Source organism: Aquimarina penaris (assembly GCF_040786285.1).
GTDB lineage: Bacteria > Bacteroidota > Bacteroidia > Flavobacteriales > Flavobacteriaceae > Aquimarina.
Genome location: NZ_JBFMKQ010000004.1, coordinates 323518 through 336791 on the forward strand (window position 1 = coordinate 323518; position 13274 = coordinate 336791).

The 13274-nt window shown below is 33.6% G+C and carries 13 protein-coding genes; 3 read left to right on the plus strand and 10 right to left on the minus strand.

Annotated elements, in window-relative coordinates; all coding sequences use genetic code 11:
• Positions 1 to 66: 66 nt before the first annotated feature.
• Positions 67 to 1080 carry a UDP-N-acetylmuramate dehydrogenase gene (murB, locus tag ABW637_RS18345; protein ID WP_367586179.1) on the minus strand — a complete coding sequence of 338 codons (1014 nt, stop codon included), beginning with the start codon at positions 1078 to 1080 and terminating at the stop codon, positions 67 to 69.
• Positions 1077 to 2270 carry a pyridoxal phosphate-dependent aminotransferase gene (locus tag ABW637_RS18350; RefSeq protein WP_367586180.1) on the minus strand — a complete coding sequence of 398 codons (1194 nt, stop codon included), beginning with the start codon at positions 2268 to 2270 and terminating at the stop codon, positions 1077 to 1079. Before ABW637_RS18350 ends, murB begins: the two co-directional genes overlap by 4 nt.
• A 104-nt stretch (positions 2271 to 2374) precedes the next feature.
• Between ABW637_RS18350 and ABW637_RS18355 the strand changes: the two genes are divergently transcribed.
• Positions 2375 to 3751, plus strand: coding sequence for an aspartyl protease family protein (locus ABW637_RS18355; protein WP_367586181.1), 1377 nt, complete (start codon positions 2375 to 2377; stop codon positions 3749 to 3751).
• A gap of 54 nt (positions 3752 to 3805) precedes the next feature.
• Here the strand turns inward: ABW637_RS18355 and ABW637_RS18360 are convergent, their stop codons facing one another.
• Positions 3806 to 4204 (minus strand): DUF1573 domain-containing protein, encoded by a 399-nt coding sequence (locus tag ABW637_RS18360; RefSeq protein ID WP_367586182.1) that lies wholly within the window; start codon positions 4202 to 4204, stop codon positions 3806 to 3808.
• A gap of 223 nt (positions 4205 to 4427) precedes the next feature.
• On the opposite strand from ABW637_RS18360, the gene ABW637_RS18365 reads away from it, so the two are divergent.
• Entirely contained in the window at positions 4428 to 7061 is a 2634-nt protein-coding gene (locus tag ABW637_RS18365; RefSeq protein ID WP_367586183.1) for a valine--tRNA ligase, read from the plus strand.
• A 62-nt stretch (positions 7062 to 7123) separates the two neighbouring features.
• Here the strand turns inward: ABW637_RS18365 and ABW637_RS18370 are convergent, their stop codons facing one another.
• The 6 genes from ABW637_RS18370 to rsfS all read right to left on the minus strand — a co-directional run bounded on the left by ABW637_RS18370 (position 7124) and on the right by rsfS (position 11901).
• Positions 7124 to 7390, minus strand: coding sequence for an acyl-CoA-binding protein (locus tag ABW637_RS18370; RefSeq protein WP_367586184.1), 267 nt, complete (start codon positions 7388 to 7390; stop codon positions 7124 to 7126).
• 2 nt (positions 7391 to 7392) lie between these two features.
• The gene (locus ABW637_RS18375; RefSeq protein WP_367586185.1) at positions 7393 to 8040 is read right to left on the minus strand and encodes a phosphatidylserine decarboxylase family protein; all 648 of its coding nucleotides are present in this window, start codon (positions 8038 to 8040) and stop codon (positions 7393 to 7395) included.
• Positions 8030 to 8833, minus strand: coding sequence for a phosphatidate cytidylyltransferase (locus tag ABW637_RS18380; protein WP_367586186.1), 804 nt, complete (start codon positions 8831 to 8833; stop codon positions 8030 to 8032). Before ABW637_RS18380 ends, ABW637_RS18375 begins: the two co-directional genes overlap by 11 nt.
• Position 8834: 1 nt before the next feature.
• The gene (locus ABW637_RS18385) at positions 8835 to 9446 is read right to left on the minus strand and encodes an LUD domain-containing protein (protein ID WP_367586187.1); all 612 of its coding nucleotides are present in this window, start codon (positions 9444 to 9446) and stop codon (positions 8835 to 8837) included.
• 117 nt (positions 9447 to 9563) lie between these two features.
• Positions 9564 to 11516: an ATP-dependent zinc metalloprotease FtsH gene (ftsH, locus tag ABW637_RS18390; protein WP_367586188.1), complete on the minus strand. Its 1953-nt coding sequence runs from the start codon at positions 11514 to 11516 to the stop codon at positions 9564 to 9566.
• Positions 11517 to 11529: 13 nt separating this feature from the next.
• Entirely contained in the window at positions 11530 to 11901 is a 372-nt protein-coding gene (gene rsfS / locus ABW637_RS18395; RefSeq protein WP_367586189.1) for a ribosome silencing factor, read from the minus strand.
• Between the two features lie 89 nt (positions 11902 to 11990).
• Between rsfS and ABW637_RS18400 the strand changes: the two genes are divergently transcribed.
• Positions 11991 to 12722 carry a biotin--[acetyl-CoA-carboxylase] ligase gene (locus ABW637_RS18400; protein ID WP_367586190.1) on the plus strand — a complete coding sequence of 244 codons (732 nt, stop codon included), beginning with the start codon at positions 11991 to 11993 and terminating at the stop codon, positions 12720 to 12722.
• Between the two features lie 146 nt (positions 12723 to 12868).
• On the opposite strand, the gene ABW637_RS18405 is transcribed toward ABW637_RS18400, so the two are convergent.
• Positions 12869 to 13261 carry an SRPBCC family protein gene (locus tag ABW637_RS18405; protein WP_367586191.1) on the minus strand — a complete coding sequence of 131 codons (393 nt, stop codon included), beginning with the start codon at positions 13259 to 13261 and terminating at the stop codon, positions 12869 to 12871.
• Positions 13262 to 13274 lie beyond the last annotated feature (13 nt).

Consider the following 13274-nt stretch of genomic DNA (forward strand, 5'->3'; position numbering starts at 1 on the left):
TAAAAGTGTTAAACAAAAAATTAAGAGTGATTTAATAGGGTAATACGTTCTTTATATAATGATTACTTATATAATGTTTACCTCGGTTTCTAATTTGATAGCAAATTTTTCGTTTATTTCTTTTTGAATTTTTCGGGCTATAGTAAGAATCTCTTCTCCTGTTGCGTTATTGTAATTTACTAAAACTAACGCTTGCTTTTTATGCACACCGGCATCACCCCAACGTTTTCCTTTAAAACCACCTTGCTCAATAAGCCAACCGGCTGGGACTTTAATATTCTGGTCGTCTAATTTATAAGACGGAATGTCGGGATACGTTTTTTGGAGTTCTAAAAAATGAGCGGCAGAGATTACAGGATTTTTAAAAAAACTACCGCTATTGCCTATTTCAGCTGGATCAGGTAGTTTACTTTTTCTTATTTGTATAACCGCTTCAGAGACATCTTTAATTGTTGGATTTGTAATTCCTTTATCGACTAAGGCATTTTCAATAGCGCCATAACTTGTGTTTAAAACGTGGTTATTTTTGCTTAGTTTAAAAGTAACCTTGGTGATGATGTATTTCCCTTTTACTTCATTTTTAAAGATAGAATTACGGTATCCAAACTTACAATCTTTATTAGAAAAAACATGTTTCTTTGCTGTGGCGATATCAATGGCTTCACAACTTTCCATGGTGTCTTTAAGTTCTACGCCATAGGCTCCAATATTTTGAATCGGTGCACTGCCTGCGTAACCAGGGATTAAGGATAGGTTCTCTATACCTCCAAAATTGTTTTTTATGCAATATTGAACAAAATCATGCCAGTTTTCACCCGCATTTACAGCCACTTGTACAAAAGTATCTGTCTCTTTTAAAATGGTAATTCCTTTTATAGCAATATGCACAACCAAAGTATCAAGATCTTTGGTAAGCAACATATTACTGCCACCACTTAATATAAATAATTCCTTATCAATATTACTAGATAGTGTGTTTATAAGTTCTGATTCTGAAGTGATCTCTATAAACTCTTTAGCTGTGGCATCTATTCCAAAGGTGTTGTATTTTTTTAAGGATTTATGATGTTCAATTTTCATTGATTATTATATTTTTCTAATCCTAATTTTAATATTTCAATAGATTTTTTAAGATCCCTTCGATTTAAAACATAGGCGATTCTAACTTGATTTTTTCCTTCGTTAGGGCTAGAATAAAACCCAGAAGCAGGAGCTAACATAACAGTTTGTTTATTTAAATCAAATTTATTTAATAACCATTCTGCAAAATGATCAGCATCTTTTACTGGTAATTCGGCGATGCAGTAAAATGCTCCTTTTGGAACGGCCACTTTAACGCCAGGGATTTCTCTAAGCCCAGATACCAAAGTGTCTCTTCTTAGTCTATATTTTTCTACGGTTTCTTTGTAATAAGAATCAGGTGCTTCTAATGCTGCTTCGCTTGCAATTTGTGCTAGGGTAGGAGGGCTAAGCCTGGCTTGAGCAAATTTCATTGCCGTTTCGATAACACTTTTATTTTTACTAACTAAACACCCAATACGAGCACCACACATGCTATATCGTTTAGAAACTGAGTCTACAACAATTGCATGATCTTCTAAATCTCTTTCTTGTAAGATGGAGTAATGTTCTGAGGAGTCATAAACAAATTCGCGATAGACTTCATCAGAGATCAAAAATAAATCATATTTGATCGCTAATTTTGATAATTCCTGTATTTCTTCTTTGCTATATAGGTATCCCGTTGGGTTTCCCGGATTACAAATCAGTATGGCTTTTGTTTTTGGGGTAATAAGTTTTTCAAAATCTGCAATAGGAGGTAATGCAAAACCCGTTTCTATTTTTGAGATTACAGGAACTACTTTGACCGTAGATTGCGTTGAAAAACTATAATAATTAGCATAAAAAGGCTCTGGAACAATAATTTCATCACCAGGGTCTGTTATACTACCCATCGTAAAAATAAGCGCTTCGCTACCTCCGGTTGTCACCAAAATATCATCAGATGATATGGTTATGTCATGTTTAGCATAATAACCAGCAAGTTTTTTTCTGAAACTCTCAAAACCAGCAGAGTGACTATATGCAAGAATGTCCAATTTATGATTTCGAACGGCATTCATGGCTTCAATTGGTGTTTTGATATCCGGTTGCCCTATATTCAAATGATATATATGCTTGCCTTCTTTTACAGCGTTTTCTGCAAAAGGAACCAATTTTCTAATTGGTGATTCTGGCATAGCTTTGCCTTTACGAGATACTATTGGCATTTAATCTGATTTAAAAAGTAAAATAGGGGTAAATTTCTTAAAATATTTAAGAAATAGGTGTATTATTGAGATGATTTTTCAACTATTTTTCTATATTTAGCAGAATGAAGGTTTTATTATTGGATTTTTATCATTTTCTTAAAAGTATTACCCTGATGCTTGCTCTATTTGTAAACTTTGCTCTTTTAGGCCAAGCTAATTTTAAGTTACCTCAAGGTATGGATAGCGGTAAGTTAAAGTTTGAATTAGCAAATAACCTTATTGTAATACCTGTAACCCTTAATGGCGTTGAGCTTTCTTTTATTCTTGACACTGGAGTTGGATCAACAATTATCTTTAGTGTAGACAATAAAAGTTCTTTAGAGCTTAAAAACGCATCAAAAATCTACTTAAGAGGATTAGGGGATGGAGAGCCCGTAGAGGCAATTAAATCCCTAAATAATCAATTAAAAATCGGAAAAGCAATTAGTAATGACCACACAGTATATTTGGTTTTTGATGAGTCTATTAATTTTTCCCCAAGAATGGGCTTCCCAATACATGGAATCATAGGGTACGACTTCTTTAAAAACTTCATCTTAGATATTAATTATACAAAAAAGATTATAAAAATTAATGAACCTAAATCTTATGGTTACAAAAAGTGTAAGAAGTGTTATCAAACCAAGATCGATTTCAGGGATCAAAACAAAAAACCATATGTAACCGCTAAGTATAAATCACAAAAAGGATTGATTGATATAAATCTACTATTGGATTCGGGGTCTGGTTCATCATTATGGTTGTTTGAGAATAAGAAAAGAGGAATAAACATACCTAATAATTCATTTAGAGATTTTTTAGGAAAAGGTTTTAATGGAGATATTTACGGAGAGAGAACTAAAGTCGAAGAACTTCGTATAGGTGATTTTGTGCTTAAAGAAGTGACTACTTCTTTTCCTGATTCTATATACATACAAGGTATACCAATACAAAAGAGGCAAGGATCATTAGGGGGTAATGTTTTAAAACGATTTAATTTGATTGTAGATTATCCTAATCAGAAAATTTCTTTTAAGAAGAATGATTTTTTTGATAAGCCTTTTTACTATAACATGAGCGGTATTACGGTTCAACACACGGGGTTTGACATTGCTGTTGATACCACGGCACTCAATAGTTTAGCTGGACTTTCAGAAAAAAACCGACGATATCTGGGGTTAAACAAGGTAATAAGTGAAAAGACAGTTACTTTATCAAATAGTTTTGTATTACGACCTAAGTATGAGATTTCTGATATACGACCAGGTTCACCCTCGGATGTTGTAGGATTAAGAGAAGGTGATATTATTGTAGAGGTAAATGGTAGAAAGGCATATAATTATAAATTATCAGCGCTTAATGATTTGTTTTATTCTCAAGAAGGTAAAAAAATAAGAATAAAAATAATTCGGCTAGGTGTAGAAATCAAATTTGAGTTCTATCTTAAAAAAGTAATCTAAAAAAAAGAGCCTTACATTCGTAAAGCTCTTTAATACTATTTTATTGAGGTTGTATTAATTTTTCTTTTCAAGAACACTCTTGTCTAATACAGTTCCTTTAATTTTTATAGCTTTTGTAGCTTCTTCGGCATTAGAGTATACCGTTATCGTTTTGCGAATAGGGCCCACTCTTTTGGTATCATACTTAACCTCAATTACTCCAGTTTCGCCTGGTGCTACTGGTTTTTCTGGTTTTTTAGGAATAGTACAACCGCAGCTTGAATACACTCTGGAAATAACTAAAGGCGCATTTCCTGTATTCGTGAATTTAAATTGACGAACACCATCACTGCCCTTGGCGATCTCACCATAGTCAACAACTTCAGTTTCAAACTTTATTTGTGCCTTAGTATCCTGAGCATTAATGGTTGTGCCCAGAAAACCAATAAATAAAATTAACATTACTTTTTTCATAGTGTAGGTTTTTTGTTGGTTGTAAAAGTACTTACTTTTTATCCAACTTCAAAATTGTGTACCAATGTACAACGTTTTGAAGTTTGTGTTTGTATGTTAGAAGATTTAACAATAGTCACTTTTATTTTTTTTATGATCATGCTCATATTTCTAACATCGAGCTTCGTACTTCGTACTTTAATAATTACTTTTGCACTCTAAAATCCAAAAATCGGACCAAAGTATGGCTTTAGATGCAAAATATGATGCAAAATCTGTAGAAGAGAAGTGGTATAGCTACTGGATGGAAAATAATTATTTCCATTCTGAAGTAGATGATCGTGAGGCATATACAATCGTTATTCCGCCACCTAATGTCACTGGTGTACTACATATGGGACATATGCTTAATAATACAATACAAGATGTATTGATTCGAAGAGCACGTCTTAAAGGGTATAACGCTTGCTGGGTACCGGGAACAGATCATGCTTCTATTGCTACCGAAGCTAAAGTCGTTGCTAAATTAAAAGAACAAGGAATTGATAAAAACGATCTTACGCGTGAAGAATTTCTTGAACATGCGTGGGAATGGACACATAAGCATGGTGGGATTATCCTGGAACAGCTTAAGAAACTAGGAGCTTCTTGTGATTGGGAACGTACGGCATTTACAATGGATGACAATTTGTCGGCATCTGTAATTAAAGTTTTTGTGGATTTATATAATAAAGGTCTTATATATCGTGGATATCGAATGGTAAACTGGGATCCCGAAGCTAAAACTACATTATCTGATGAAGAAGTTATTTATGAAGAAAAGCAAGGAAACCTATACTACCTAAAGTATAAAATAGAGGGAAGTGAAGATACACTTACCATTGCAACTACACGACCAGAAACCATTATGGGGGATACTGCCATTTGTATTAATCCTAATGATGAGAGGTTTACGCATCTTAAAGGGAAAAAAGCAATTATTCCTATTGCTAATCGTGTGATCCCAATCATTGAAGATGAATATGTTGATGTAGAGTTTGGTACTGGTTGTCTTAAAGTAACACCCGCTCATGATCCTAATGATAAAGTTTTGGGTGATAAGCATAATCTCGAAGTAGTAGACATTTTTAATGATGATGCTACTCTAAACTCATTTGGTTTGCATTATGAAGGAAAAGGCCGTTTTGTTGTTCGTAAAGAGATTGTAAAAGAGCTTGAGTCTATTGGTGCGTTAGAAAAAACAGAAACTCATCTCAATAAAGTAGGTACTAGTGAGCGTACAAAAGCGGTAATAGAGCCTAAATTGAGTGATCAATGGTTCTTAAAAATGGAAGGGCTCGCAAAACCCGCATTAGATGCCGTTTTAGATAAAAATGTTAATCTGGTTCCAGAGAAGTTTATCAATACCTACCGTCATTGGATGGAAAATGTGAGAGATTGGAACATTTCACGTCAATTATGGTGGGGACATCAGATTCCGGCGTATTTCTATGGGGATGGCAAAGAAGATTTTGTGGTCGCAGAAAGTAAAGAAGAAGCACTTGCTCTGGCAAAAGAAAAAACAGGAAATACTTCGCTAAAAGACGCTGATTTAACTCAGGATCCGGATGCCTTAGATACATGGTTTTCTTCATGGTTATGGCCAATGAGTGTGTTTAATGGTATTTTAGAGCCTGATAATAAAGAAATTAATTATTATTACCCGACTAATGATTTGGTTACAGCACCCGAAATCCTGTTTTTCTGGGTAGCTCGTATGATTATAGCGGGATACGAGTATAGAGGAGAAAAACCGTTTACCAATGTGTATCTTACAGGTATTGTTAGAGATAAACAAAGACGTAAAATGTCTAAATCTTTAGGTAATTCCCCGGATCCATTAGATTTGATAGACTTGTATGGAGCCGATGGGATTAGAGTAGGGATGTTGTTAAGTTCTCCAGCCGGAAATGACCTGATGTTTGACGAAGATCTATGTAAACAGGGTAGTGCTTTTGTAAATAAAATATTTAATGCATCAAGACTTGTGCTTGGTTGGGACGTAAATTCAACTATACAACAACCTGAAGCTTCTGTTGTTGCACTTAATTGGTATAGATCAAAATTCCAAAAAGCATTAGTTGAATTAGAAAACAACTATAATAAATATCGTATTAGTGATGCGTTAATGACAACGTATAAGTTAATATACGACGATTTCTGTGGATGGCTATTGGAAATGATTAAACCCGCTTATCAAGCACCGATTGATGCCAAGACCTATCAAGAGGTAATTGAGATTTTAGAAAATAATTTAAAAATACTACATCCGTTTGTGCCATTTATTTCTGAAGAGATATGGCAGGAGATTTCTGATAGAACTCCAAACGAAGCATTAATCATCGCTAGTTGGCCAAAAGAGGTTTCTGTGGATACCGATTTGATTAAAAAGTTCGAAATAGCTTCAGATGTGATTTCAGGAATTAGGACTATACGTAAAGAAAAGAATATTCCTTTTAAAGAAACAATACAGGTATCGATTTTGAATAATGAAAAGGTAGATGCAACATTTGATTCTGTAATTTCAAAAATGGGTAATCTTTCTTCTTTTGAGTACGTAAACGAAAAAGTAGAAGGGGCACTTTCGTTTAGAGTAAAGTCTAATGAGTATTTTATTCCAATTTCTGGAGCAATAAATGTAGAAGAAGAGCTTAAAAAACTTAATGAAGAATTAGTATACACCGAGGGTTTCTTGAAATCTGTACAAAAGAAACTTCAGAACGAGAGGTTTGTTAATAATGCTCCAGAACAAGTAATTGCAAACGAAAGAAAGAAAGAAGCAGATGCAGAAGCAAAAATAGCAACACTAAAATCTAGTTTGGCCGGGTTGCAAGGGTAAACAATACTATTTTTACAATAAAAGGATGCTTTGATTACCTCGTGTAGTTAAAGCATTTTTTGTTAATCAACTATATATTTATTAACTAACTCGATATACGCTAATTTAGCCTGCTTAGGAGTAAGGTTTTTAACCTGAAAAAGTGCATTAAGTTTAAATGCATTTCTAAGATCAATATCCCCAGAAGGGTTATGAAATCCTTCAGTATGGGTGGCTTGTTTATAATGTGCGTAGAAATGAAGCATAATATCAGGAGGCAATAGTATTTTTGTATTGCAGGCACGCTGATACGCTTTGTCGAAAGCAATATTTAATTCTTCTTCGGTCATGACTATACATTAGCGATAACACTTTCTCCACCTTTTACCTTCTGATTTAGAGTAACATTAATTTCAGTTCCTATAGGTAAATATACATCTACTCTAGAGCCAAATTTTATAAACCCACTATCAGAACCTTGAGCTACTTTTTCTCCTTCCTTAGCATAGTTAACAATTCTCTTTGCTAATGCTCCGGCAATTTGTCTGTACAGTATCTCTACGATATTATTTTTTACTACAACCGTAGTCCTTTCGTTTTCTTCTGAGGCTTTAGGATGCCATGCTACCAAATATTTTCCAGGATGATACTTGCTAAAAGTCACTTCGCCATTAATAGGGTGTCTGGTTACATGAACATTTATAGGAGACATAAAAATCGATACCTGAAGCCTATTGTCTTTAAAGTGTTCTTTTTCAAAAACTTCTTCAATAACAACAACTTTTCCATCCACTGGTGCAACTACAGTATTGTCGTTAACATTTGTTCTTCTTTTTGGGTTTCTAAAAAATTGTAAAATTAGAATCAAAAAAGCTAATGTAACTACGAATATGGCAATTTGCCATTCCTCTATTTGAATTGCAACGTATGAGGCTACATTAATGCCTAAAAACAACACAATTGCAACAGAAATTATTTTATATCCTTCTTTATGAAACATAGTTCAAGATTTGTAAAAATACGTATAAAAATGGGCTGGCAAATATAACACTATCTAAGCGATCATATATGCCACCATGTCCAGGCATTATCGTGCCACTATCTTTAACCCCAGCTTGTCTTTTAAACTTAGATTGGATTAAATCTCCTAACGTACCAAAAATACTCATAATTATGCTTATAATCAACCATATGGTGATAGATAACGTATGAGAAAAAGTTGCAATTAAGTAACCTGCTAGTAGTGAGAAGATAAAACCACCTACAAAACCTTCGATAGTTTTTTTAGGAGAAATTCGTTCAAGTAACTTATGTTTTCCGAAATTTTTTCCCACCAAATAGGCAAAAGTGTCATTAGTCCAGGTAATTAAAAACGCTCCGGCGATAATCAATGGTTGATACTCCCCTGAGTAATTAGGAACAAGTGTTAAAAAAACAATACAAGTAATTAAGTAGAAGATACTGGTTCTGTATTTTCTTTTTTCGAACATAGGAATAATACGAATAGTAACCAGATCCTTAACTAAAAATAGTTCTGTAATTATTGTTAGTGCTAAAATAGGAATGATGAGGTAAAGTTGATCCTGAAATAGATTCATTACAACCAAAAGAATAATAAAAATTACATAAAGTCTTTTGTTGTTAAGATGGATTAATTTTTGAAATTCAAAAATGGAGATCATCCCAAAAATCAGAAATACGCCAACAAATGTATATTTTGAAATAAATATTGATACTAGTAATATTGAGACGTATAAAAATCCCGATAAAGATCTTGTAAGCAGTTCCTTCATATTATAAATCTTCCAACAGGAGCAAATATAGATTTTTTGAACTACTTCCGTAGCTTAAGAAATCCTTTTCTTTTTGTGGTTCGAAATCTTTTATTGTAGTAATATTAGAAGGAATAGAGTTTTTATTTTTTTCTTTAATGCCTTTAAGGCCTTCTCCAATATTTTTAACTAATTGACTTGTAGCTGCTAAAATCACAAAATTGTCAGGCAACTCGGTGAGTTTTTTTCCTCTAAGTTGATTCGAAGAAACTAATATTGCCCCGCTATCAGCAATTAAGTACTCGCAAGTAGCAAAAAAGAAAGAAGCAGAAGAGTTTTTGACAAAATTTAGGTTAAACCCCGAAAATTTATGTTCTAAACCAATATCAAAAGAACATACATCTTTCTCATACCAATCATTTTCTATAAGGATATTGTCAAAAGAATCTAAAACTTCATTTTCAGTATCACAATAAAGAAATTTGCCTCCATTTCTTTTGAAATTCATCATAAAGCTTTCATCAATCGGGAGATCGATTTCCGGCATATACTTACTGCGATCTTCTATATGGCGTTCCTTACTCTTTTGGTCTGATTTAGATTTTGAGGAAAATATTCTTCTAAATAGACTCATTTTTTGAATTATGATTGGGGTATTACAATTTTACAATACTTTCAAAGATAAAAAAAATCTTAACCTAATATTCTGTTAGGTTAAGATTTTTCAATTTACAAGTAAAAATACTTTGTTTTAAGAAGGTTCTGTAATGATTTCTTCTTCTTTTTTACCAAAAGGTCTTTCACCAAATATTTTCTCTAGATTATCTTTAAAGATTACTTCTTTTTCCAATAATACTTCAGCAAGCTCAGTAAGTTTATCTTTATGCTTCTCTAATAATTGTATAGCACGTTGATACTGTTGTTCTATTATGTTTGAGATCTCTTTGTCTATAAGCTCACTGGTTTGTTCACTATATGGTTTAGTGAAATTATATTCACTTTGTCCAGAAGAATCATAATAGGTTAGGTTACCCACTTTGTCATTCAATCCATATACCGTTACCATTGCTCTGGCTTGTTTAGTCACTTTTTCAAGGTCACTTAATGCACCTGTAGAGATTTCATTAAATATTACTTTTTCTGCAGCACGTCCCCCCAAAGCAGCACACATCTCGTCTAGCATTTGGTTTGGTCTTACTATTAATCTTTCTTCTGGTAGATACCATGCGGCTCCTAAAGATTGACCTCTAGGCACAATAGTTACCTTTACCAAAGGTGCAGCATGTTCTAACATCCAACTTACGGTGGCATGTCCTGCTTCATGAAAAGCAATAGCACGTTTTTCTGCTGGAGTAATTATCTTGTTCTTTTTCTCTAATCCGCCAACGATTCTATCTACTGCATCCAGAAAGTCTTGCTTACCTACAGCTTTATTACCTTTTCTAGCCGCTATCAATGCTGCTTCATTACATACATTGGCGATATCAGCTCCAGAAAAACCTGGGGTTTGTTTCGCTAAAAATTCTGTATCTAATTCGTTTGCTACTTTTTTAAGAGGTTTTAAATGCACTTCAAAAATCTCTTTACGCTCACGAATATCTGGTAAATCAACATAAATCTGTCGGTCAAAACGACCTGCTCGCAATAATGCTTTATCAAGTACATCTGCCCGGTTGGTCGCAGCAATTACAATTACATTAGTATTGGTGCCAAAACCATCCATTTCTGTTAGTAATTGATTTAAGGTGTTTTCTCTTTCATCATTCGATCCCGAGAAATTACTTTTCCCTCTTGCTCTACCTACAGCATCAATTTCATCAATAAATATAATAGCAGGAGATTTTTCTTTAGCTTGTTTAAATAGGTCTCTTACCCTCGAAGCTCCCACACCTACAAACATTTCTACAAAATCTGATCCTGATAATGAGAAGAATGGTACTTTGGCTTCTCCGGCCACAGCTTTAGCTAACAATGTTTTACCAGTTCCTGGAGGTCCTACTAATAAGGCTCCTTTGGGTATTTTTCCTCCTAAAGAGGTATATTTCTCTGGGTTTTTTAAGAAATCAACAATTTCTTGTACTTCTTCTTTGGCTCCTTCAAGACCTGCTACATTTTCAAAAGAAACTTTAACTTCTGTATTTTGATCAAAAAGCTTAGCTTTAGATTTTCCAATGTTGAAGATCTGTCCGCCACCGCCACCGCCGGCACCACCACTCATTCTGCGCATAATGAATATCCATACTCCAATGATTAAAGCAAAGGGTAATAAGGCGACAAAAACCTCGCCCCAAAAATTACTTTCGGTGTCATAGGTTACTTGAGTAGTTAAATTATTTTTGGCTTTTGCCTCTGCAATTTCATTTTCAAAATTCTGCAAATCACCAAATTCAAACTGATAATCAGGATCATTTGGACTAGCCGGTAATAGAGATTTACTTTTTTTATCTCGATGCTTTTCTAAAGATTTAGCTTCACTGGTAAGAAACACCTTGGCGTTACGGCGATTAATAATCACCACTTTTTCTACTTCTCCGTTACTTAAAAAATCTTGAAACTCTGAAGGGGATGTAGTTGGAGCTGATCCTAAACTACTTCCGCCCATAAAATTGAGTGCTATAAAACCAATAATAATAACGGCATAAATCCAATATGCGCTAAATTTTGGTTTTTTATTAGGTTCTGTTTTTTTATTTTCTTTGGCCATTTACGGTTTTCTTTTAATAATTTGTTTCGATAACTGTAGTTTTTGCATCTCCCCAAAGTCCTTCTATATCATAGAATTCTCTTATGTGTTTTTGGAAAACGTGCACTACCACATTTACATAATCAATTAATACCCACTCTGCATTTTCACTACCTTCTACGTGCCAGGGCTTGTCTTTTAGCTCTTTACTTACAGTTTTTTGGATAGAATTAACAATTGCATTTACTTGGGTATTAGAAGTTCCATTGCAGATAACAAAGTAACTACATACAGTATTTTCGATATCTCTAAGATCTAAAATATTAATATCATTACCTTTTACTTCTTCAATACCTTTTAATATTTGGGTGATTAATTGGTCAGTACCGATTTCTTTTTTAGTCATGCATTTTTTTAATTTGTGTAAAGTTATTACTTTTTATCATTTTAATGTCTTTATTATTCTGACATTTATGAAACTTTTACACCTTTTACATGGATATAATCAAAGTTGATGCCATTGCCTCTACAAATACTTTTCTAAGAGATCTCAATCGTGAAAAACGCCTTACCGAACCCGTTTGTGTTATGGCTACAGAACAGCTTGCGGGTAAGGGACAGATGGGTACAGTATGGCAAAGTAACCCAGGAGAAAATCTTACTTGTAGTGTGTTCATGCCTGTCGAGGGATTAAATTTAATAGATCAGTTCTACATTTCGATAAGTACCGCATTAGCTATTTATGATATGTTGAATGGTATAATGATGCCAAAATTATCTATAAAATGGCCTAACGACATTCTGTCAGACCGACTTAAGATATGTGGTGTTTTGATAGAAAATATTGTTAAGAATGGCAGGTTGACCGGAGTTATTGTAGGGATAGGAATTAATATCAATCAAGTAAGTTTTGATAATCTGCCTCAAGCAGGATCTTTAAAACAGATTGTAGGCAAGAGTTTTACTATTGAAGAAGTTTTACTTGCATTATTAACTCAATTAGAGCATCGTTTTTCAGAATTAAATCAGGCTAACTTTGAAAACCTTAAAAAAGAATATGAATCTGTACTTTTTAGAAAAAATAAACCCTCTACATTTATTGATGCAAAGGGTGATACTTTTGTAGGGATCATTCAGTCTATTACGAACCAGGGAAAACTTCAGGTTTTGTTAGAGGATGAAGTCGTTTCTGAGTATGGACTGAAAGAAATTAAACTACTTTATTAGTAAGTGAGTAATTGAGTTTTTTAGTAAGTGTGAGAACCTCTGAATATAATTAATTTTGTTAATTTACTCAAAGACTCAAAGACTCAAAGACTCAAAGACTCAAAGACTCAAAGACTCAAAGACTCAAAGACTCAAAGACTCAAAGACTATAGCTTCCCAATATTTTCACTAAGTGTATTGATGAAATTCTGAATAGGATTTTTGATCATCATTGCCATCATCGCATTAAATTCACCATCAAATGTAAGCTTGGCCGAGCTTTTTCCATCTCCTGCATCAACAATATCTGCTTTTAATGTAAAAGGTAGTTTATCACTAGCTGCTCCCAGTACCACTTGACTAGATGGAGTGCTTTCTTTTTGATCTAATACCAATTCTGGCATTCCTTTTAATTGAAAAAGAAACCTTGAGTCGCTTATTTTTTCAAATTTCTGCTTACTTTCTGGCATCAATTGCTCAAAATTTTCAACCTTAGTTAAGAATTCAAATACTTCTTCGGCAGATTTATTTACAGTTACAGTAGGGCTTTCTAAATTCATACTATTATTTTAT